16 protein-coding genes are annotated in these 22,309 nt (G+C 40.1%); 6 read left to right on the top strand and 10 right to left on the bottom strand.

Features of this window, described 5'->3' with window-relative positions; genetic code table 11:
* Positions 1–420: 420 nt before the first annotated feature.
* From ACRD64_RS20960 to ACRD64_RS20935, 6 genes are all read right to left on the bottom strand, one after another.
* Positions 421–1,689: an adenylosuccinate synthase gene (locus tag ACRD64_RS20960; protein ID WP_430935737.1), complete on the bottom strand. Its 1,269-nt coding sequence runs from the start codon at positions 1,687–1,689 to the stop codon at positions 421–423.
* Between the two features lie 371 nt (positions 1,690–2,060).
* Positions 2,061–2,510, bottom strand: a complete 450-nt coding sequence (locus tag ACRD64_RS20955; protein WP_430935735.1) for a Fur family transcriptional regulator — start codon at positions 2,508–2,510, stop codon at positions 2,061–2,063.
* 142 nt (positions 2,511–2,652) lie between these two features.
* Complete coding sequence (locus ACRD64_RS20950; RefSeq protein ID WP_430935733.1) at positions 2,653–4,872, bottom strand: RelA/SpoT family protein; 2,220 nt, start codon at positions 4,870–4,872, stop codon at positions 2,653–2,655.
* A gap of 67 nt (positions 4,873–4,939) precedes the next feature.
* Positions 4,940–6,217 carry a M16 family metallopeptidase gene (locus ACRD64_RS20945; RefSeq protein WP_430935731.1) on the bottom strand — a complete coding sequence of 426 codons (1,278 nt, stop codon included), beginning with the start codon at positions 6,215–6,217 and terminating at the stop codon, positions 4,940–4,942.
* Positions 6,211–7,467 (bottom strand): M16 family metallopeptidase, encoded by a 1,257-nt coding sequence (locus ACRD64_RS20940; RefSeq protein WP_430935729.1) that lies wholly within the window; start codon positions 7,465–7,467, stop codon positions 6,211–6,213. Before ACRD64_RS20940 ends, ACRD64_RS20945 begins: the two co-directional genes overlap by 7 nt.
* Before the next feature lie 3 nt (positions 7,468–7,470).
* Positions 7,471–8,424, bottom strand: a complete 954-nt coding sequence (locus tag ACRD64_RS20935) for an NAD(P)H-dependent flavin oxidoreductase (RefSeq protein WP_430935727.1) — start codon at positions 8,422–8,424, stop codon at positions 7,471–7,473.
* 343 nt (positions 8,425–8,767) lie between these two features.
* Here ACRD64_RS20935 and ACRD64_RS20930 point away from each other — a divergent pair, with 343 nt between their 5' ends.
* Positions 8,768–8,971 carry a hypothetical protein gene (locus ACRD64_RS20930; RefSeq protein ID WP_430935725.1) on the top strand — a complete coding sequence of 68 codons (204 nt, stop codon included), beginning with the start codon at positions 8,768–8,770 and terminating at the stop codon, positions 8,969–8,971.
* 48 nt (positions 8,972–9,019) lie between these two features.
* Here ACRD64_RS20930 and ACRD64_RS20925 read toward each other — a convergent pair whose 3' ends face one another.
* On the bottom strand, positions 9,020–11,413 hold the full coding sequence (locus tag ACRD64_RS20925; protein WP_430935723.1) for a TonB-dependent receptor: 2,394 nt from the start codon (positions 11,411–11,413) through the stop codon (positions 9,020–9,022).
* Positions 11,414–11,574: 161 nt separating this feature from the next.
* Here ACRD64_RS20925 and ACRD64_RS20920 point away from each other — a divergent pair, with 161 nt between their 5' ends.
* Entirely contained in the window at positions 11,575–13,353 is a 1,779-nt protein-coding gene (locus ACRD64_RS20920; protein ID WP_430935721.1) for a chloride channel protein, read from the top strand.
* A gap of 4 nt (positions 13,354–13,357) precedes the next feature.
* Positions 13,358–14,419: a hypothetical protein gene (locus ACRD64_RS20915; RefSeq protein ID WP_430935719.1), complete on the top strand. Its 1,062-nt coding sequence runs from the start codon at positions 13,358–13,360 to the stop codon at positions 14,417–14,419.
* Here the strand turns inward: ACRD64_RS20915 and ACRD64_RS20910 are convergent, their stop codons facing one another.
* Positions 14,420–15,430, bottom strand: coding sequence for a tRNA dihydrouridine synthase (locus ACRD64_RS20910; protein ID WP_430935717.1), 1,011 nt, complete (start codon positions 15,428–15,430; stop codon positions 14,420–14,422).
* A gap of 384 nt (positions 15,431–15,814) precedes the next feature.
* Here ACRD64_RS20910 and ACRD64_RS20905 point away from each other — a divergent pair, with 384 nt between their 5' ends.
* Positions 15,815–16,375, top strand: coding sequence for an NUMOD4 domain-containing protein (locus ACRD64_RS20905; RefSeq protein WP_430935715.1), 561 nt, complete (start codon positions 15,815–15,817; stop codon positions 16,373–16,375).
* Between the two features lie 177 nt (positions 16,376–16,552).
* On the opposite strand, the gene ACRD64_RS20900 is transcribed toward ACRD64_RS20905, so the two are convergent.
* The gene (locus ACRD64_RS20900; RefSeq protein WP_430935713.1) at positions 16,553–18,280 is read right to left on the bottom strand and encodes a DEAD/DEAH box helicase; all 1,728 of its coding nucleotides are present in this window, start codon (positions 18,278–18,280) and stop codon (positions 16,553–16,555) included.
* A gap of 413 nt (positions 18,281–18,693) precedes the next feature.
* Here ACRD64_RS20900 and ACRD64_RS20895 point away from each other — a divergent pair, with 413 nt between their 5' ends.
* Together ACRD64_RS20895 and glyA are read left to right on the top strand one after the other, a co-directional pair.
* Positions 18,694–20,472: a chloride channel protein gene (locus tag ACRD64_RS20895; protein ID WP_430935711.1), complete on the top strand. Its 1,779-nt coding sequence runs from the start codon at positions 18,694–18,696 to the stop codon at positions 20,470–20,472.
* Positions 20,473–20,599: 127 nt separating this feature from the next.
* Positions 20,600–21,880, top strand: a complete 1,281-nt coding sequence (gene glyA / locus ACRD64_RS20890) for a serine hydroxymethyltransferase (protein WP_430935709.1) — start codon at positions 20,600–20,602, stop codon at positions 21,878–21,880.
* Between the two features lie 104 nt (positions 21,881–21,984).
* Here glyA and ACRD64_RS20885 read toward each other — a convergent pair whose 3' ends face one another.
* Complete coding sequence (locus ACRD64_RS20885; protein ID WP_430935707.1) at positions 21,985–22,287, bottom strand: heavy-metal-associated domain-containing protein; 303 nt, start codon at positions 22,285–22,287, stop codon at positions 21,985–21,987.
* Positions 22,288–22,309 lie beyond the last annotated feature (22 nt).

Below are 22,309 nucleotides of genomic sequence, written 5' to 3'. Positions count from 1 at the left end.
TTATTGGGATATATACGATGCATTGTTGAAGATGATGAAGGCAACAAAACAGAAGAATCGAAACGCCTGCCCACATATATAATATTGTAGCCATAGGGCCACCGATTTTTACGATGATGCAAGTATCATCACAAAGCCTGCTGAGGCGATGACTTTTATTGTCAGGATGCCAATTGCGAAGGAAATAAACCGTCAATGAGTTTATATTACCTTACCTTATTGTTTGTAGGCTATCGAAGCTTTAGGCACAGAAATGGGACGCTTGTTGGATAGCATGATACCAAAGTTGGGGAATACCCTTATCAAGTTTTCTTAAAAAGTGATCGGAGGAAAAATGGTAGGTGAACAGGGCGAGTTAAAAAGTGACGGGGTGAATATTTGCCATATGCAAATATTCACCCCGTCACTTTTTATAGTTTCTTACTTATCTTCTCTAACAATGGTCTGCTCTCTGTCCGGACCTACCGAAATGATTTTAATGGGTACTTCAAGTTCGGCCTCCAAATAGTTGATGTAGTTGTTTAACTCTTCCGGGAACTCATCTTCTGATTTCATTCCGGTTAAATCTTCTGCCCAACCCGGAAGTTCTGTATAAACAACCTCAAGGTTTTCGGGCAGCTCGAACGGGAATTCAACCGTTTCTACGCCATTAATTTTGTAGGCAGTAGCTACCTTAATGGTTTTGAACGAGCTTAATACATCGCTTTTGGTCATGATCAGTTGGGTGACCCCGTTAATCATCACTGAATATTTTAAAGCAACCAGATCCAGCCAGCCGCACCTGCGCGGGCGACCGGTAGTAGCGCCAAACTCATGCCCTGCTTTACGCAGTTCTTCGCCAGTTTCGCATGCCAGTTCTGTTGGGAACGGGCCGCTACCCACCCGGGTGCAATAGGCTTTAAATATACCGTAAACCTCGCCAATTTTGTTAGGAGCAACGCCCATACCTGTGCATGCTCCGGCGCAAATAGTATTGGAAGAAGTCACAAAAGGATACGAACCAAAGTCAATATCCAACAAAGTTCCCTGAGCACCTTCGGCCAATACCGACTTACCTTCTTTAAGGAAATTGTTGATCCTGTGTTCGCTGTCAATAATGGTAAATTTCTTCAAACACGCTATCCCTTCCATTAAGCCAGCTTCAAACTCTTCAATATTGTACTCAAAGTCATACATCGAAAGCAACTGCTGATGTTTCTTTTTAAGATCGTTATATTTTTTCTCGAAATTGTTCAGGATATCACCCACCCGTAAACCATTTCTACCCGTCTTGTCCATGTAGGTGGGGCCGATTCCTTTTAGTGTAGAACCGATCTTTGTTTTTCCTTTGGAAGCCTCAGAGGCTGCGTCCAGAATGCGGTGCGTAGGTAAAATCAAATGGGCTTTTTTCGAAATCAGCAGGTTTTTATTTAAGTCCATTCCTTTGGCTTCAAGCTCATCAATTTCTTGCTTAAAGCTGATGGGATCCAATACCACACCGTTGCCAATAATATTCATCTTGTCGGTGTGGAAAATGCCTGAGGGAATGTTGTGCAATACGTGCTTGATATTGTTGAACTCAAGTGTGTGGCCAGCGTTGGGGCCTCCTTGAAAACGGGTTATAACATCATATTTAGGGGTAAGTACGTCCACAACTTTTCCTTTACCCTCGTCTCCCCACTGAAGACCAAGAAGAACATCTACTTTCATTTAATTAAAATTAGTATCAGGATACAACTGTCAAGACACAAGAAATCGAACGCAGAGACGCAAAGACACTGAGTTTTTCATGTGTGTTAATAGGTTGAATCATGAATGTTTTAAGTGTTTAAAATTTTCTATCTCGCACGATTAACCGTTAATCGGATATGTGTTAAGCAAATTGTAATTAACGGTTTTCGTTTGTTAATATCGTATTTTTAAGCAGAGTAGCACACAGCGCAAAATTACGACTAGCAAAAATAGTTATTAAAACTGGTAAAATGTCATGGTTTGGGATATATTTTTACACAACGCGTGAAACCGTGCATTAGCGCAAGGAAAAAAGAAGATAAGGTTAGTGAAAGGCGATGCGATCAAACTTATTTTCCGGCGCAATCTTTGCAAATACCGTAAATATAAAGCGAATGATGGGAAACCTGGAAATTCATGGTCTCCCTGGCATTGTTCAGTACAGATTGTATGCCCGGATCACAAAACTCGGTTACACTGCCACAGTTAACACATATCAAATGGTCATGCTGTTTCGACTCGTAGGCTTTTTCGAATTGCGCAATATTTTTACCAAACTGGTGTTTGATAACAAGCTTACATTCCAGCAATAAATCAATCGTATTATATAAAGTCGCCCTGCTCACTCTATAATTCTTATTCTTCATAAAAATATAAAGCGATTCAATATCAAAATGCCCGTCGCGCGAATAAATCTCTTCTAATATCGCAAAACGTTCAGGCGTTTTTCGGTGTCCGTTATTTTGAAGAAATTCGGTGAATATTTTTTTCACCTCCTCCTTGGCCTTCACCTTATCCATATATAAACTAATTAAGAATAACGGTTTAAAGATAAAGAATTTGGCAAAGAAACGAAACGATTGTTTAGACTAAATTAAAACAAGGAGAAAAAAAGTGCTCGAGGGAGTATTTGTAGCTTGAAACCTGTTATCTGATTTTTCGCTATTTCTGGATTCTTTCTTGTCGTGTTACGGTATGAATGCCCTTGATTTTCATCAATCGGAAAATGAGATTGTTCAAATCCTCCACATTGTGAATGTACAGGTAAATGGAGCCTTCAAAAATGCCGTCGTGACTTTCAACATGTATCGAGCGCATATTTACATTCTGGTCATCGGAGATTACCTTGGTCATTTTACTGACAATGCCAATTTGATCGATACCCGTTAGGTTAATAATGGCTAAAAACGAGAGTAATTTTTGCGTTGTCCATTTGGCTGAAACGAGCCGGTTTCCCTGGCTCGACATCAGTTTAATCGCAATCGGGCATTTTCGGCTGTGGAGGATAACTTTTTCCTCTTCATCAACATATCCAACCACATCGTCACCGGGAATAGGGTTACAACAACTGGCTATAATATAGGAGGCCTTATCGGTGTCATCATTTAGTACAATAGGTTTGCGCTTATCTATTTTTTTGTCCTGTTCCGGTTTCTCTTTTTTGCCGCCAAACGATAATCCCCAATACTTAATCCATTTATTGCTTGTTTTTTCCCTTAAAATTTTATCTACATTCTTAAGAACAATGGAGCCGTTACCCAATTTAAAATAAAGCTCTTCCTTTTTCTCGATCTGATAATGACGGAGAATTTTACTTAAAATTCGGTTATTAGTGGTTAGTTTTCTGCGGTTAAGGGCGTCTTCTACAATTTTTTCGCCCTTGGCAATGGATTCTTTTCGCTCCTTTTTAAACGTGTCCTTGATGGCTGTTTTAGCCTTTGCGGTGGTCGCAGTATTTAACCAATCGTATTTGGGTTCTTGTTTTTCTGAGGTTAAAATTTCAACCTGATCGCCACTTTTTAATTCGTAACTAATGGGTACCAACTTATAGTTTACCTTTGCACCAATACATTTATAGCCCAGGTGGGTATGTATTTCAAAAGCAAAGTCCAGGGCTGTGGCGCCTTTAGGTAAGATTTTTACCTGACCCTTAGGTGTGAATATCATTATTTCGGAGGCGAAGAGGTTGAGCTTAAAGTCATCCAGAAATTCCAACGAATCCGATACCGGATTGGCCAGCATGTCGCGAATGCGCTGTAGCCAAATGTCAAGCTCCGATTCCTTTTCGTGCGCTCCCTTGTATTTGTAATGAGCCGCAAAGCCGCGTTCTGCGATCTCGTCCATCCTTTCGCTTCTTATCTGAATCTCCACCCATTTGCCTGCAGGCCCCATTACCGTGGCATGCAGGGCTTCATACCCGTTGGCTTTTGGCGTGCTAACCCAGTCGCGTAACCTATCTGGTTTTGGTTTGTAGATGTCAGTTATTAAAGAATAAATATTCCAGCACTGGGATTTTTCGGGTATCAATTTGCTACTCTTAAAAACGATACGAATAGCTAAAACATCATAAATCTCATCTACCGGAATATTCTTTTTCTGCATTTTGTTCCAGGTAGAATAAACCGATTTAGGACGGGACATGAGCTCGAATTTAATTCCGGCGTTGTTCAGTGAGGTATAAATAGGAGCTGTAAATTTGTCCAGAATTTCTTTGTTCTTAAGCTCTTTGGTTTCTATTTTATTGGATATGTCCAGATAAATTGAGGGGTGCTCGTATTTAAGGCTTAGATCTTCAAGTTCGGTTTTAAGCGCATATAACCCAAGCCGGTGTGCCAGGGGTGCATACATAAACAATGTTTCGCCTGCAATTTTCAACCTTTTATGCTCGGGCATGGAATCCAGGGTACGCATGTTGTGTAACCTATCGGCCAGTTTGATGATGATAACACGGATATCTTCTACCATGGTAAGTAAAAGTTTCCTGAAGTTTTCGGCCTGGGAAGATTGGTTTTTATCGAATACACCCGAAAGTTTGGTAAGTCCGTCCACTATGGAGGCTACCTTGTTTCCGAATATGGCTTCCAGGTCTTCATAGGTATAGTCGGTATCTTCAATTACATCGTGCAAAAGGGCTGCAGCAACCCCGGTGCTGCCCAGTCCTATTTCTTCGGCAGCAATTCGGGCAACGGCCAACGGGTGCAAAATATAGGGCTCTCCCGATTTTCTGCGCACACCTTTGTGAGCTTCCCGAGCTAACTCAAATGCTTTTTTGACAAGCTTAAATCCTGCTTCTGTTTGACACTTGGGACAAATGCTTACCAAGTATTCAAACTCCTGTCGAATAAGCTCTTTCTCCTCTATTTCGGATACTGATTCGTTCATTAAGGATATTTCAGTAATCAATCAATAATTTTTAAAAACCAACATAAGCAATAATAGTAAAAAAATGCTATTTACCTGCAATTACTACATAAAAATCATCTCTTGCCAAATATTTGTTGGCAAGGTCTTGTATTTTACCGGGAGTCATGTCTTTAATCGTTTGCTCCAGCCTGGTAAAATATGTAAAATCCAGGTCAAACCCAAGCAAACCTCTAAAAGCGTCAGACACTGCAAATGGCCCGTCTAAGTTGCGCATTAGGTCTCCTAACATGTAGTTTTTTACACGGGTTAATTCCTGTTCTTCAACGGCTAGGTTTCTCAATTTGTCCATCTCATGGAATATTTCTTCCACGGCTAACTCTCTCTTATCTGCCACTACCTCGGTGGAGATACCTAAAACTCCTGCTTTTAGAAAGGACAGCATGTACGAGGAGATGCCATAGGTTAATCCTTTTTCTTCGCGAAGATTATTCATAAGTCTGGAGCCAAAATATCCGCCATACAATGTATTCAGAATAAACAATGAAAGGTAATCGGGATGTTCTTTGGTGATGCAAGGCCGTACTATTTTAATAGCCGACTGCATGGCATTTTCTTTTTTCTCGATATGAAATTTTTCGGCATGGGGATTAGGCAACGCTACATCATGTTCGTCGGCGGTGCTGTTCGACCAATCATCTCCGCCCAAATATTTATTCAACAGGTCTAATAGATGGTCTCCTGGTTGACCCGATACAATAACGGTACAAAGATTAGATGCATATTGTTCTTTATGAAAGTTTTTTACATTCGCTAAAGTTAATTCCTCGAAATGAGGGAGTTTGGCTACGCGACCGTAGGGATGTTCCGCACCAAAAAGGATTTCCTGCGATTTACGATGAGCCAATGTCCTGACTTTTTCAGAATCTACCAAATAGTCCTGTCGTTTCTTGGCCAGATGAACATCAAATTCGTGCTGGTTTAAAGCAGGGTTTTTTATGATATCTTCAACAATGGGAAGCACTTGGGGCAAATACTTCGACAAGGTATAAAGGGTAACTTGCGCATGATGGTAGTTCGTCGATTGTCCCAGGTAAGCGCCAAAAAAATCGATTTTTTCAGCAATTTCAAAAGCCGACATCGAACGGGTACCTTCTTGAAGAAGGGAATTGGTAACCGAGGCTACCAATGGCTTATCAGACTGAACAACTCCGGCTGAAAAAACAAAATCGAGTTTGGCCACATCTTGCGTACCACCCTGAATAAAATGCACCGGAATGCCGTTGTTCAGTCTTAGCTCTTTTTGTTCCAATATATTTAGGCCGGTTGGCAAAGCAAACGCCGGCACTTCTTTTCTTTTTAGCATCCTTTCTCCTTTTTATCCTTTGATAAATAATATAGTATGGAACAATTATTCTTTTTGAAAATGGTTTGGGCACAGCGTTGAATTTCCTCGGCTGTAACTTTGTTGTACTTCTCAACCTCATCGTTGACATCCTCTGCTTTACCTAACAATTCGAACTGAGCCAGGTTCATGGCCTTGTTTAGGAAGTTGATTTCAGAAAACATCATAGACGATTCTACTTTGTTCTTTACTTTTTGCAGTTCGTAATCACTGACCAAAGTGTTTTTAATCACTTCAATTTCTTCCCATATTGCTTTTTCTGCCTCGTAAATATTCACATCGTCGGATATATTTCCGGCAAAGGTGAAAAGGCCCTTTTCAATATCACCCGAAACATAAGCGTGCAAATCAGTAAAAAGCTTTCGTTCCTTTACCAATCGCTGAAAAATTCTTGCACTGGTTCCGTTCGACAGCACATCTGAGAGCAAATCTGTCGCATAGTATTCCTGATCGGTCCTGGCGCACATATGAAAAACCAATTGTAACAAATCTGAAGGTACATCCTCTTCCACGGTGAGCTCGCGCATTTCGGTTTGCTCAGGTTCTACAGGTAAATTTCTTTTTACCACGTCTCGCGCAGGGATGTTGCCGAACCATTTTTTTACCTTGGCGAACACATCTTCCGGCTCCACATTTCCGGTAACGGTTAAAACGGCATTGTTGGGCGCATAGTGGGAATAAAAAAAACTTTTTACCTCTTTTAGGGAAGCTTCCTCGATATGCTTGATATCGGCACCAATGGTCGGCCACTTATAGGGGTGAACCTTATAGGCCAAAGGCCTAAGCAGTAAAGGAATGTCGCCATATGGCTGATTTAAATAGCGTTGTTTGAATTCTTCCACCACAACTTTTTTCTGAACATCCAAAGATTCTTGCGAAAAGTCAAGTTCCAGCATTCTATCGGATTCCAGCCATAAACCGGTTTCAAGGTTGGAGGCCGGCAAGGTTAAGTAATAATTGGTTAGGTCATTGTTGGTCCATGCATTGTTGTCGCCACCTGCATTTTGCAACGGGTTATCGTAGGATGGAATGTTCTTGCTCCCACCAAACATCAGATGCTCAAATAAATGTGCAAACCCGGTTTTAGATTCATCCTCGTCCTTAGCCCCTACGTTGTACAATACGTTGATGGCTGCCAAAGGAGTGGTTTTATCCTGGTGTACCACAAGGCGCAGACCATTGTCTAGTTTATATTTTTGTATTTCTATCATCTATTAAAATTGAAATGCGTTATCCCTGAAGGATTCAAGTGTTTCCCTGTATTCCGAAAGCATATCTTCTATAATTTCTTTAACGGGTTTAATTTCGTTGATCAATGAAGATATTTGGCCAATTTCCAGTTCTCCTTCATCCAGGTCACCCAGAAACATTCCTTTTTTAGCTCTTCCTTTCCCCAGCAATTTTTGTAATTCTTCCATCGTAGCTCCTTTGCTCTGTAAATCGGCCACTTGGCCCGAAAACTTATTATGGATCAGTCGAACCGGGGCCAGCTTTTTAAGCGTTAGAATAGTTCCTCCTTCACCTGCTTCAACCACCTTTTTTAAAAAGTTGGGGTGTGCCGACGATTCCTTGCTGGCAGCAAATCTGGAACCAACCTGGACACCATCGGCCCCTAAGGCCATAGCTGCTGCCATACCTCTTCCTGTTCCGATTCCTCCTGCCGCAATGATGGGTAAATTTGTGGCCTTTTTAATCAGAGGGATTAGAACCATGGTGGTGGTCTCTTCGCGACTGTTATGCCCGCCCGCTTCAAAACCTTCGGCAACTACTGCGTCAACTCCATTGTCCTCGCACTTTTTGGCGAAACGGCTATTGGCAATTACATGTACAACTGTTATACCATGTTGTTTTAGTTTTGAAGTAAACTTGGCTGGATTGCCGGCGCTGGTGAATACTATTTTAACACCTTCCTCAATAACTATATCAACTAATTTGTCCACTTCAGGATAAAGCAAGGGTATATTTACGCCCCAGGGTTTATTTGTGGCCTGTTTTATTTTGGAGATGTGTTCTCTGAGTACCGCCGGATACATGGAGCCGGCACCAATTAAACCCAGTCCACCGTTGTTGCTCACGGCCGATGCTAGTTTCCAACCGCTACACCAAACCATGCCTGCTTGTACAATTGGATATTTTATATTGAATAAAGATGTAATCCTGTTTTCCATAGTAAAAAATAGATAAGTACCGCACCCATTTCTGCGAAATGGGTTGTTCCGAATTTGATAGTGTGCAAAGATAGAAATTTTTAGTGCTCAAAATTGATTTTAAGCTATTAAGGAGCGGACGGATTAAATAGAATATTATACTCGTATGTTTAAAGTTATATTGTTGGATGGTTGGTGTTAGTGCTGTGATAGAGAATCTTATAAAATTTATTTGCCTGATATTCAGAAAAATAGAGGTATGTCACGTATTTGTCACGCTTAAAATGATGGCTTTTAGTTGGTTTTTTGGTATATTGAATTTAACAATACAACCAAAACAACAATTTTAAAATCCCAATAAATTATGGCAAGAAGTAAATCAAATGACAAGCAGGTTTTTTCCTGCAAACAACCCCATCAACTAAATTATTTTACCCATCTCTACAACAAGAACGAAGAAGTAAAAGAATTTTTAAGACGACAATGCGCTAATGGAAGTCTTGAGAAGAAAACACACTTGGAGGTTTTTAAATTAATAGAAGAAGAATTGGGTTATCCCATCCCTTAATCAGCTTTTAAATCCTGTCTGTTTCATTTTTACAGACAGGATTTTTTCTTAGAATTCAACAATAATACCTAAAGTAGGCAAAACAGTTCCATTCTCTGTAATTATTTTGTCAAATATGTATCGTTGCTCGTTTGGGTCAGCATCGGGGTTTTCAATGATCGGTAATCCGCTGGCATCCAGTTGTTGCACATACTTCACAGGCTCTTTGGTTTTGTAGTTATATAAATTTTGGATATCCAGATAAATGCCAAGAGACCAATTTTTAAACACATATTTTTTATCCACTCTAATATCGAGCTGGTGAAAATCAGCCAAACGTTTCTGGTTGTACGCACTATAATCCAAGTATTCGCGCCCTGTTGCATCCCAGGCTTTTTTTAGTTTGGTGGTGTTTTCATCTACTTGCGTGTATGGCAAACCACCCACAAAACGCCACTTTACACCAATGTCCCAGTTCTTTTTTAAAGTTTTGTTAATGGTGGTTGTGAACAGGTGTTTGCTATCCCATGAGCTGGGAACATATTGTCCCTGTATATTGGTGAATTTACTTCTGACAAAAGTGTAGGCCGCTATAAAATGTAGTCCTTTTGCGGAACGTTGGCGTGCCATCAATTCAAAACCATAAGCCTTCCCTTTTCCGATGGAGATAACTTCTTCGTCTCCCACAACACCAAAATCGCCCCCTTTGCTTGCCAGAGAAACAGAATCGGTGACTGAAACCGGATAATCATTATATTTCTTAAAAAATCCTTCCAGCGTAATTTTTGAATAGCTGTTGGGCCGATACTCAAATCCGGCAACCAGATGATCGGCATAAATGTATTTAATACCATTGCTTTTGTTGGTTAGGGATTCATTGTTGTCCCTGAATCCCAAAGTTGTGAGCGAGGGCGGTTGGTAGTATCTGCCCAGGTTAAAATTAAAAAAGATGGGGGTGTCCAATTGTACCGAAGCGGAAAAACGCGGGCTAAATTGTTTCAGCAAGTTGCTCATGTTGTTAGAGTATGAGTTGGCATCCATCCTAAAACTCATGGATAAATTAACCCTGTCATTTAAAACAGGAATGGCGGCAGATGCAAATACTCCATATTTTAAAAAACGCAATTCTGAATTATAAGAGATTTGCAAGAGTGAAGCGTTTTGGTAATCTTGGCGGTAAGTGTTGTTCTTATAATGCACGTCATCAAAAGAAAGGCCAGTGTTAAAGTTGATATTCAAAAATTTAGAATGGAGTTCGGTCCTAAATTTGTTTTCAATTTCTTGTGATTGATAATCGTATATCAGGTTCTGTGCGTCTTTAATATTATCCCGATATTTAATGGCTTCGTTGTTTAAATGACTTCTGCTGGTTATAACGGACAAATAACTTTTTCCATAGAAGTGCTTATAGTTGGCGCCAATCGTGTAATTCCATTGCTTGTTAACAGGTATGTACGATAAGATATATTGATTGTCGGGGGTATCGCTGGCGTTTTCGTTCAGTTCAAAATCATCGATAGCTCCAAAACCTAAGAATGAAATTTCGTTTTTCGTGTTGATCCTGGTTTTGGTTTTAAACTGAAAATCGGTAAACGTTGGTAAAAAAGGGAGATCCAGGGCTTTGAAGAGAAATTGTAAATAGGAACGACGAATCGAAGCAAACCCTGTTGTTTTTCTCGATAATGGAGCCGATACGGAAAATCCCATTTCGCTGGCGCCTAATACGGCTTTATAGTCAGCCTGTTCCTTACTGCCGTCTTTTTGTTTAAAATCGAGCACCGAACTTAGCGCGTTGCCGCGAGCAACCGGGAATGCACCGGAATAGAAGTCTACCTCCCGAATGAAATCTACATTCAGCATTCCGACGGGACCACCGGAAGCACCTTGGGTAGAAAAATGGTTGATGGTGGGTATTTCAATTCCATCGATATAAAATTTGTTTTCAGATGGGCCACCACCTCTAACAATAATATCGTTTCTAAAAGAAACAGTACTTCCAACCCCGGGAAAAGACTGAATTACTTTGGAAATGTCCCGGTTTGCACCTGCACTCTTCTCTATCTGATCAATACCAATTCGTCTCAATGATACGGGACTTTCTGTTTTTTGTGCAAAAGGGGATGCTTTGACAGTAATTTCGGACAGTTCTTTTGTGGTGGGTTCTAAATATATTTCAACAAAATTTGAACGTATGCTTGATGTCATAATTTCTTCAGTAATAAAACTCTTATAACCCAAAAACGAGAGCTCTAATTGTACAAATTCCCTGTCTTTTATTTCCAGTTCAAACTCACCTGACATATCCGTTGTAGTACCTGTGGTGCTGTTGTAGATTACCACGTTTACAAATGCTAAGGGTTCGTTTGAGTATACATCCTTAACAAGGCCCTTCAAGCTTGTGGACTGACCCGAAACAACAAAATAAATACTCAATAAGAAAAATGAAATATAAAAACGATACATCAAATGTTTATTTATTGATAATAAAAATTAAACAATAATTTTAAATAAAAGTTCAGGGGTTCAAATGGATAATTGAAAAAATTACAGACTATGATGCCTAAGGGTTTCCTAGGCACACAAATAATTCATAAATTGAGCAACATAAACCCTCAGCAAATTCGATGGCAAAGGAAACTCTACTGAAAAAATTCTTTATTTGGCGACTTAGGTATGTGAGCAACAGACAGTTCATGATAATTCTAAGCGTAGTGATTGGGATAGCGGCCGGACTTGCAGCTGTTATTATTAAACAATCCGTAGGTTTAATTCATCACCTGGTTCATGGGGTGACTTCAATTAAGGGCTTTGAATGGCTTTATCTGGTTGCTCCCGGTGTTGGTATTTTATTGGCAGTGTTGTTTATAAAATATATTGTTCGCAGGCCGGTACGTCATGGTATTCCCAATGTTTTGTATGCTATCTCTAAAAACCAGGGACAAATGAATCGGCATAACATGATATCGTCGGTGATAGCCAGTTCTTTTACGGTTGGTTTTGGGGGTTCCGTGGGGCTTGAGGGGCCAACGGTTTCAACAGGGGCGGCTATTGGTGCCAACCTGGGACAAGCTTTGCACCTTAACTACCGACAGATTACTTTATTGCTGGGATGCGCTTGTGCAGGTGCCATGTCGGCTATTTTTAAGGCGCCTATTGCAGCAATTGTGTTTGCGCTGGAAGTCATCATGCTTGACCTTACGTTGACGTCTCTGGTGCCCTTGCTATTATGCTCGGCCTCGGCTGTAGTTGTTTCTTATTTGTTTTTGGGTCAAGAGGTGGTGTATCCTTTTAATATTGAACATACCTATACCTTAAAAGAGCTGTTTTTTTATGTGCTGCTAGGGTTAGGCTGTGGATTGGTAGCTACCTATTTTACGCGAATGTACAAATACATCGAAAGACTTTTCGAAAAAATACAAAGTGATTGGAACCGACTTATTTTTGGAGCTATATCCCTGGGTATTTTAATGATATTTTTTCCTCATTTATTTGGGGAAGGGTACGAAGTGATAAACGGCGCGTTAAAGGGAGAGCTGTTTTATTTGCACGATGTAGGTATTTTTGCGCATATGAATGATACATTCATCAATTTTGTAATTATAATGACTCTGACGATAGGCGTAAAGGTGATAGCTACTTCCGTTACGTTTGGCAGTGGTGGGGTAGGAGGAATTTTTGCGCCAACCTTGTTTATGGGTGCCAATACGGGCGTTCTTTTTGCATCCTTGATCAATCGTTTTAACTGGGTAGAGTTGCCCATTAAAAATTTTGCCTTAATAGGCATGGCCGGTTTGATTGCTGGTGTATTGCACGCACCGCTTACCGGCTTGTTTTTAATAGCCGACCTTTCGGGTGGTTATAGTATGTTTTTACCACTAATGATAACGGCAACCATTAGTTATGTCACAGCCAAATCGTTTGAGGAACATTCGGTTTATACCCATCAGCTGGCAAAGCGTAAAGAGTTGCTGACCCACGATAAGGATCATAATATAATGACCTTGATGGAGGTCAATAAGTTGATTGAAACCGACTTTGCTATCATTTCGCCGGATGCTAATTTGGGTGATTTGGTGAAAGTGGTTTCCAAGGCGCATCGTAACCTGTTTCCGGTTGTGGATGATGAGGGTATGTTGAAAGGCATGGTGAAAATGGATGATATCAGGGAGATTATATTTAAACCGGAAAAGTATGAAGAGGTAAAAGTGAAAGACCTTATGTATATGCCCGAGTATTTCATTAGTCCTGACGATAGCATGGAAGATCTGGTCGAGATTTTCAGGAAGTCGGCACGGTTCAATGTTGCAGTTATCGACAAAGGCAAATACCGTGGTTTTATCTCGAGAGCAAATGCCTTTACCGCTTATCGTAATCATCTTAAAATGTTCTCATCGGGTTACTAAACACATGCCGCATATCGAATTGTTGACAAAGATTAGGGATTTGCAAATTAAGTCCCGGAATGATTTTTTTAATAAAGGTCTTTTCCCATCGTTCCGGAGAAATACCCTTCTGGGTTTAACCCGATGTGATGATAATATTTTTTTTTCACTATCGGTGGTGTACTTGTTACATAGTTTGATGGACAAATTTACGGAAGAAGAAAAGAACATTTTTCAAGAGATAGAAAAGGAACTGTTGCCAAACCTGCCGTATTATACCAATAATCCGGATCGTAATTCGTTTAATTTTTGGCAAAAAGATAAGAATAAACACTTCCCCAACGGTCGTCTGTTAAACAGATTCGGAAAATTTAAATTACCAGACGATATAGATACTACATCCTTGGCACAGATGGTTGCCGGAACCGAATACCAGGAAGCCTTAAAAACAAAAAAAGTTTTACCTGATCATGCCAACCTCCATCGTTACCGCATACTGAACGGCCACAAACAGCTGGATAGATATAAGGCCTATTCTACCTGGTTTGGAGAAAACATGCCTATTGAATTTGATGTTTGTGTTTTGAGTAACTATTTGCTATGGGTGAATCACTTTGGGTTTGAGTTGAATAAGAATGATCAGGATTGTATTGGACTACTTTGCGAGACCGTGGAAAATGCATTGTATTTCAAATCAGGTTTTAAATCGGCACCGGAATACCCCAAGACGGAAGTCATTTTATATCATTTGGCAAGAACAGCTTCAAATACACCATTCTTACATAAAGTCAAGCCAAAGCTAACGGAAGACATACAAACGGTCTACCTTAAAACATGGCATCCTTTTGGGCAGATGTTGTTGCAAAGCTCGTTATTAAAACTTGGTGTGAAACGGGATACTAAAACGAGGATATTTTCGAAATATGTAGAAGATTATTGGTGGTTCACAGCCGGGTTACTTTCTGTATATTCAAATCCTCTCATACAACGAATAGCATCCAATTCATTGTTTCACTTTCGATTTGTTTGTCCTGCTTTTAATTATGCGTTGATTTTGGAAAATCAAATTTTAAACAAGGCTTTTTAATTAAGATTCTATATTCAGCAATTTGCATCGGTATTCGTTGAGTGCAATTTGCAGCTCGTCGATGTTGCGGGTTCTCATTACGGCATCTCTCAATTGAGCAGCCATGGGTAAATGGTGGGTGTAAATTTTAAAGAACCTACGCAATACCATCCATGGTTTGTCCTTTTTCCATGTACGGTCAAAGAGGAGGGCGTGATTCCACATAGCGTTCAGTTTGTCCTCTATTTCTAAGTTTTCTTTGCCACTGAACATCCAAAAATTATTGAATATCCCGCGACCCACCATGATGCCGTCTACGCCATATTTATCTATTTTAGCTTTGCCATCATCCACCGAAAGTACATCCCCATTTCCCAGTACTTTTATATCAGGATTTATTTCATCCCTGATTTGAACAACTTTGCCAATTTCGTTCCAGTCGGCTTCTCCTTCCGACATTTGTTTTTGTGTTCTGCCATGAATCGTCAACGCTTTAATAGCAGTCTGCAATAATTGCGGGATCCAGGTTTCTGTTTCTGCCTTTTTAAAACCGATGCGTGTTTTAACGCTAACAGGCAGGTTTGTTGCCTCAATAGTAGCATGTACAATTTCCCTGGCTAAACCGGGATTGTTGATTAAAGCACTGCAGGCTCCTTTTTTAATAATGTTTTTTTGAGGACAGCCCATGTTGATATCGATTCCGTCGAATGGTGTATTGTCCTTAATATATTTAGCGGTTTGATAAAACTTGTCAGGATCGGTGCCCCATATTTGAGCCACTAGTTTAATATCCTTCTTTTTCTTCAAGGCTAATTCTGTATCGTTTACTTTAAAGCGGTGCAGCACCTTATCTTTTCCAATGGGATGGCAAAAACCATCGGTTGACAGAAATTCAGAGAATACTATTTGTAAGTTGTTGTTTTTCGATTCCTTGATAATTAACTCTCTAAATACGGTATCTGTTACATCTTCCATTGGCGCCAGTGCAAATATTTGCGCGGGCATGTCCCAAAAATTTTCTTTTTTGTTCATCGAATTTACAACACATATTCGCATAAAATGTTTGAGATGCTAGCAATTATCTTAATTACAGTGGTTTGGGGAAGATAGATCGCAAAGTTTATAATGCAAACGATTGCACAGGTCGTTTGTCAGAAAAAAATATATGAAAAAATCGCATTTTCCATTCATTTGAAAAATAGGGGGCTTCGTTTAAAAAGGATGGTATTTCACACAGAAACCTGTATGAAATACCTATGAAACAAGGATGATTAAGGGATGGCGCCGAATAGTGGTTTTGGTGAATACGGGTATATCTACTATTTTTGAAGTGCAAACAAACCAAAACAACAAAGGGACAATGAGGTTGGTTTTGACTAACTTTAAAACCATTGGGAAAATCAAAACTATAAGTAAGTGGGCTCAATTTCCAACCAAAAGAAATCCAACCTGAGAAAGCTGGAGGATGAAGAATGGAGAGTTATTCCAAATACTGACGACAGGTATCAGGTGAGCAATTACGGAAGAATCAAAAGTTTCTGTTACAATAGTGTAGAGGGGAAGATTGTAAAATCGGGTAATATTAAAGGTTATAAAAGCATCAACTTAAGAGTGGATGGGCAGAAAAAGACACTTTTGGTTCATAAATTGGTTGCCGAGCTTTTTATCCCAATAGATGATGCAACAAGAACGGTTGTGATTCATAGGGATTGGAATAAGTTAAACAACCATGTAAACAACTTGCAATGGTTGTCGAGAGAAGAGAGTTTTAGTAGATCTCAAAAGAAATTGATAGAGGCCCGCAAGAAAAAAGGAAAAGTAATAACGCATTCAAAGTTAACCAGGAATGACGTTGTTGCCATTAAAGGAATGCTGGAAAAAGGCAGAAAACAAAAAGTAATAGCAAAATTATTTTGTGTAAGCGAAATGCAAATATCAAGAATAAAAAATAAAATTAGTTGGTCAGAAGTTAAATAGAACAAAAATATACCTCCCTAACAAATCATCCTATACTATCATTAAAAAGACTGTCGCCCTTCCAAACGAAGACAGTCTTTTTTTTGTGCCCTAAAGTGGAGGTTATTCATTCATAACCTAAAAAAAGGCTGCTTCATGTATCACGAAGCAGCCTTTTAATGTTTTGTTCAAATTTATTTATGATTTTCTCCGGCGTCTACTTCCGCCATTGCCACCGTAATTTCCTCCACCGCTTTCGCTTCTGCGGCGGTTGTTGTTTTTTGGAGGTTTCGCAGTTGCTATTTCCACATGAACTGTTTCACCCTCAAAAGTTTTTCCTTTAACAGCGCTGATCACATCTTTTTGGGTGCCATCTTCAACTTCAAAAAACGAGAAGTTTCTGAGTACTTCTATTTTTCCGAACCCGATTTTTTGTTTACCGGTATTTTCGTTTACCAATCCCATTAATCTTTGAGCCGAAAGTTCATGGGCTTTACCAACGTTCATATATAAACGTATGTAGTTGTCGTCGTTTCTCCTTCTTGATCTCTCTCCTCTCTCTCCTCTCTCTCCTCTGCTACCTCTTTCTGTGTCTTTTTTGTAAACGTTAAGGTCTTTGGCACCTTGATAATATGCAATAAAGCGGTTGAATTCGACAGAAACAAAGCGCTTGATCAACTCTTCTTTATCAAGTTCTTCAAATTTCTCGTAAATCTTAGGTAAAAACTCTTCAATCTCATCGTGGTTCATCTCTACGTTTTCAACCCTGTCAACAAGGTGTAACAACTGTCTGCCGCAAATTTCGTTACCCGAGGGAATCATCTTGCGTTCGAATTTGATCCCCGAGATACGTTCAATTTGTCGTATCTTGCCCGATTCCTTGGTGTGGATAATGGCAATGCTGGTACCTGTTTTGCCTGCCCTGCCCGTTCTACCACTTCTGTGGGTATAGGCTTCAATATCATCAGGTAAATTATAGTTGATAACGTGAGTAAGGTCGTTTACATCAATACCTCTGGCAGCCACATCGGTAGCCACCAAAATTTGTAGGTGACGGTTTCTGAAACGGTGCATCACCTGGTCGCGTTGGGCTTGAGATAAATCACCGTGCAAAGCGTCCGCATTGTAACCATCTGCCATTAACTTTTCAGCCACCTCTTTGGTTTCGTGACGGGTACGGCAAAAAACTATACCATAAATATCCGGATTGATATCTGCCACTCTTTTCAGTGCCAAATATCTATCGCGCGCATGAACCATATAATAAATGTGTTCCACGGTAGAGGCACCGGCATTTTGCTTGCCAATCTTAATTTGCATAGGATCGGTCAGGTACCTCTTGGCCATGCTCTCTATCTCGCGAGGCATGGTAGCAGAAAATAATAGCGACTGCCTGGTGTCCGGCGTGGTTTCAATAATGGCGTCTAACTCCTCCTTAAAACCCATGTTTAACATCTCATCGGCTTCGTCCAATACCAACCATTGCAGTTTGTCCATTTTGAGGATGCCGCGTTTGGTTAGGTCATTTACCCTACCAGGTGTTCCCACTACAATGTGAGTTCCGCGCCGCAAATCTTTAATCTGTTTCGAGATATCTGCACCCCCATAAACCGGGGTAACGTATAAATCGGAGATGTACTTACTAAAGTTTTTAAGGTCTTTCGTAATTTGTAGTGCAAGTTCTCTTGTTGGACATAAAATTAAAGCTTGAACGCTTTTATTGTCAATATCGAGTTTTTCGATGATTGGCAAACCGAATGCAGCAGTTTTACCTGTTCCTGTTTGCGCTAATGCCACTAAGTCTTGGTTCGTTTCCCTTAGACCTGGAATGGTCTTTTCCTGAATTGGTGTTGGATTTACAAAGCCCATCTCACCAATAGCCTTTAGAACTTCCGACGATAAGCCGGTTTCTTCAAATGTAATCATAAAATTTGTCCTCTTTTTTCCAGTCCGCCCCGCTATTTTGTCCACAATTTCACCTGGAAAAGAGAAGCCTACTGAATAATCGTTTTGAAAATGAATGATTTAAGCCTTTGCTAAAATCGAATGCAAAGGTAGTGAAATTTGTTACAGAAAATGGTATGCAGTATTATTTAACATTAAAATAGATGTAACAGGCAGTACACTAGTTATATAGGTAGAGGGAGGTTGTTTTTTTTAACATTTTACGTTTCCTGTATGAAAATATTTAATAGTAATTACTTTTTATACAATGGACAGATAAAATTATCGTGTAATTTGTATTTATTAAATAGTAATCTTGTTTTCCATCCTTGATTTAAACTTTTAATAAAATTTCACATGAGAGCTCATGTATTTCTTATACTTTTGTACCCCTTATGGAGAAGGCAGCAATCATTTTCAGGAGGTTACTGGTTTGGCGGGTGAAGCACATCAGCCAGCGTAACTTTATACTCATTTTAAGTTTGGTAACCGGGGTTTTAAGTGGTTTGGCAGCGGTGTTGCTAAAGAATACCATCCATGCCACACATCACCTGCTTACGGGCCACTTTCATATCGAAAATCAAAATGTATTGTACCTGGCTTACCCTGTGGTTGGTATTTTAATTACCGTATTTTTTGCCCGAAAAATTATTAAAGATAATTTGGGGCACGGCGTTTCTAAAATCCTATATGCCTTAAGTAAGGATGGCGGTAAGATAAAATCACACAACAATTTTTCTTCCATAGTGGCCAGTACGTTTACAATCGGTTTTGGGGGATCGGTGGGGGCGGAGGCGCCTATTGTGTTAACGGGTGCCTCAATTGGTTCTACCTTAGGGCGCGTTTTTCATCAAAACTACAAAACAATTTCGTTGCTGATTGGGTGCGGTGCGGCAGGAGCAGTAGCCGGAATTTTTAAGGCACCAATGGCAGGTTTGATGTTTACGCTGGAAGTGCTCATGCTGGGATTGAGCATGGCCTCTTTGGTTCCATTGATTATATCCGCCTTTAGTGCTGCAACAGTTGCCTTCTTTTTTATGGGAGATGGCGCTGAATTTTATTGGCATCTCGAAAATCCCTTTATTCTAAATAACATTCCTTTTTATATTGTATTGGGAATATTAGGTGGATTGATATCCCTTTATTTTAGTAGAATGTTGATTTGGAGCGAGAATCAACTTCATAAAATTAAGAGCCCATATTTGCGACTGTTGCTGGGGGGGGTGATATTAAGTGTGTTGATTTTTATCCTGCCTCAATTATATGGTGAGGGTTATACCACTATTACGGCTTTTCTAAACGGAAACAAGGATATTGTGTTCGATAACAGTTTATTCTACCAACTAAGAGAATATGAATGGGCGTTGTTAATACTGTTGGGGCTATTGATTGTTTTTAAAGTGTTTGCATCCGCTGCCACTACTGGTAGTGGTGGGGTAGGTGGAGTATTTGCCCCTTCGTTGTTTACCGGAGGAGTGATGGGATATTTTTTTGCCAGGTTGATAAACTATACCGGATTGTATGTTTTGCCCGAAAGTCATTTTACCTTGGTGGGAATGGCCGCTATCATGGCCGGGGTGTTGCATGCCCCGCTAACAGCTATTTTCCTGATTGCCGAAATCACTCACGGTTACGAGCTTTTTGTGCCACTGATGATGACCTCTACCATATCGTATTTAACCATCATGTATTTTGAACCGCATTCAATATACACCAAACAGTTAGCTAGACGCGGCGAATTGTTGACGCACCATAAGGACAAAGCGGTGTTAACTCTGATGCGTTTAAATAAAGTGTTGGAAACTGACTTTTTAACAGTAAAATCCACAGATACTTTAGGTACTTTGGTCAAGACAATTGCAAAGGCAAAACGTAACCTTTTTCCAGTGGTTGGCTCCAGGGGCCAATTGAAAGGTATTGTGCTTTTAGATGATATCAGGGAAATCATGTTTAATCACGAAAGGTATAACGATACAGTGGTAGAGGATTTTATGCAAGTCCCGCCGGCATTTATCGAGATCAACGAGAATATGGATTCGGTGATGAAGAAATTTGAAGAAACCGGAGCTTGGAATCTACCTGTTATTGAGAATGATAAATATATGGGCTTTGTTTCCAAATCGAAAATATTCTCTGTATACCGTAGGGTTCTGATCCACTTTTCGGATGAATAATTTTCATATGCTGATGCTATAAATTAAATTTGCAAAGCATTAAAATGAGATTTAAATCAATTTGTTACACATATGGGATGAGTATGGCCAATTACCGATCGGGCACCATCCATAAACTAAATTCTTTATGAAACGCGACGATAAAATATTTGAATTAATTGAAAAAGAACATCAACGCCAGTTAAATGGTATTGAGTTAATAGCTTCGGAGAACTTTGTAAGTGAGCAGGTAATGGAAGCGATGGGTTCGTACATGACCAACAAATATGCCGAAGGTTATCCGGGGGCAAGGTATTATGGTGGGTGCGAAGTGGTTGATCAGAGTGAAGCACTGGCTATCGAGCGTTTATGCAAGATTTATGATGCAGCGTATGCCAACGTGCAACCACACAGCGGCGCGCAGGCTAACATGGCTGTGTTGATGACGGTTCTTAATCCAGGCGACAAATTTTTAGGTTTGGATCTTTCTCATGGCGGTCACCTTTCTCATGGTTCGCCAGTGAATAGTTCCGGTTTATTATATGAGCCAATTGCCTACGGTGTTAAAGAGGAAACCGGATTGGTAGATTACGATATGATGGAAGAAAAAGCACGCGAGCATAAGCCAAAATTGATTATTGGCGGAGCTTCTGCTTATTCGCGCGAGTGGGATTATGCCCGTATGAGAAGGTTGGCTGATGAAATTGGCGCTATTCTCATGGTGGATATGGCTCACCCTGCGGGACTTATTGCCGCCGGTTTATTGGAAAACCCGGTTAAACATGCGCATATCGTTACTTCTACAACACATAAAACATTGCGGGGTCCGCGAGGTGGTATCATTTTAATGGGAAAAGATTTTGATAACCCTTGGGGCAAAAAATCACCTAAAGGCGTTGTTCGCAAGATGTCCTCTTTGTTGAATTCTGCGGTATTCCCTGGTGTTCAGGGTGGACCATTGGAGCATGTGATCGCTTCTAAGGCGGTTTCTTTTCTTGAAGCGTTGCAACCTGAATATGTGGAGTACCAAACTCAGGTTCAAAAGAACGCAAGGGTAATGGCTGAGGCCTTTATAGCTAAAGGTTATAAAGTAATTTCTGGTGGTACCGATAACCATTCCATGTTGATTGACTTAAGAACCAAGTTTCCTGAATTGACAGGTAAGGTGGCGGAAAACACCTTGGTGAAAGCTGATATTACGATCAATAAGAATATGGTTCCATATGATAGTCGCGGTCCTTTCAAAACTTCGGGGATTAGAGTGGGAACGGCAGCACTTACAACACGTGGTTTGAAGGAAGCGCATATGGCTCCTATTGTTGATTTAATAGATCAGGTACTTTCCGACGTAGAAAACGAAGCTGTTTTAACAGAGGTAAGAGGTAAAGTAAACGAAATGATGAAGGATTTCCCGCTGTTCGCCTATTAACAGTATAATGGAGCTGAACATTCTGTGGTTCGGACAAAATTAACAAAAAAAAAGCCGGTCTGATTAAGTTCTGACCGGCTTATTTGATGAGTTATTGCGATTTTCTACTTTTTCCTGGCTATTTCTTTCTTTACGCGAACCTCATAGCCCAACTTCTCCAACGCCTTTTTTACTCCATCGCTGGTGTTTTTGTCCTCCCTAAAAGAAACAGTAACAAGCTTACCTGGGATATCTACCTCAACCTTTTTAACGCCTTTTTCGTAAGGGATATTCTTCATGATCTTCTCCTCGCAGCTGTGGCAATCCACGCTGCACTCAAATACGATTTGCTTGGTTTTAGGTTTTTCTTTGGCAAAGGCTGTTGTTGCACCAATTAATAAGACAAGGGTTGCAATTACTAATTTCATTTTTTTCATTTTATTTTTTTTA

It is taken from the genome of Saccharicrinis sp. 156 (assembly GCF_050589685.1).
GTDB lineage: Bacteria > Bacteroidota > Bacteroidia > Bacteroidales > Marinilabiliaceae > Saccharicrinis.
Note: the sequence above shows the minus strand (reverse complement) of the source record. Positions and strands in the feature narration are given on the sequence as shown.

What these genes read in the sequence shown, in the direction of transcription:
- ACRD64_RS20960 (WP_430935737.1), bottom strand. Translation starts at nt 1,689, where the DNA reads ATGAAAGTAGATGTTCTTCTTGGTCTTCAGTGGGGAGACGAGGGTAAA.
- ACRD64_RS20955 (WP_430935735.1), bottom strand. Translation starts at nt 2,510, where the DNA reads ATGGATAAGGTGAAGGCCAAGGAGGAGGTGAAAAAAATATTCACCGAA.
- ACRD64_RS20950 (WP_430935733.1), bottom strand. Translation starts at nt 4,872, where the DNA reads ATGAACGAATCAGTATCCGAAATAGAGGAGAAAGAGCTTATTCGACAG.
- ACRD64_RS20945 (WP_430935731.1), bottom strand. Translation starts at nt 6,217, where the DNA reads ATGCTAAAAAGAAAAGAAGTGCCGGCGTTTGCTTTGCCAACCGGCCTA.
- ACRD64_RS20940 (WP_430935729.1), bottom strand. Translation starts at nt 7,467, where the DNA reads ATGATAGAAATACAAAAATATAAACTAGACAATGGTCTGCGCCTTGTG.
- ACRD64_RS20935 (WP_430935727.1), bottom strand. Translation starts at nt 8,424, where the DNA reads ATGGAAAACAGGATTACATCTTTATTCAATATAAAATATCCAATTGTA.
- ACRD64_RS20930 (WP_430935725.1), top strand. Translation starts at nt 8,768, where the DNA reads ATGGCAAGAAGTAAATCAAATGACAAGCAGGTTTTTTCCTGCAAACAA.
- ACRD64_RS20925 (WP_430935723.1), bottom strand. Translation starts at nt 11,413, where the DNA reads ATGTATCGTTTTTATATTTCATTTTTCTTATTGAGTATTTATTTTGTT.
- ACRD64_RS20920 (WP_430935721.1), top strand. Translation starts at nt 11,575, where the DNA reads ATGGCAAAGGAAACTCTACTGAAAAAATTCTTTATTTGGCGACTTAGG.
- ACRD64_RS20915 (WP_430935719.1), top strand. Translation starts at nt 13,358, where the DNA reads ATGCCGCATATCGAATTGTTGACAAAGATTAGGGATTTGCAAATTAAG.
- ACRD64_RS20910 (WP_430935717.1), bottom strand. Translation starts at nt 15,430, where the DNA reads ATGAACAAAAAAGAAAATTTTTGGGACATGCCCGCGCAAATATTTGCA.
- ACRD64_RS20900 (WP_430935713.1), bottom strand. Translation starts at nt 18,280, where the DNA reads ATGATTACATTTGAAGAAACCGGCTTATCGTCGGAAGTTCTAAAGGCT.
- ACRD64_RS20895 (WP_430935711.1), top strand. Translation starts at nt 18,694, where the DNA reads ATGGAGAAGGCAGCAATCATTTTCAGGAGGTTACTGGTTTGGCGGGTG.
- glyA (WP_430935709.1), top strand. Translation starts at nt 20,600, where the DNA reads ATGAAACGCGACGATAAAATATTTGAATTAATTGAAAAAGAACATCAA.
- ACRD64_RS20885 (WP_430935707.1), bottom strand. Translation starts at nt 22,287, where the DNA reads ATGAAATTAGTAATTGCAACCCTTGTCTTATTAATTGGTGCAACAACA.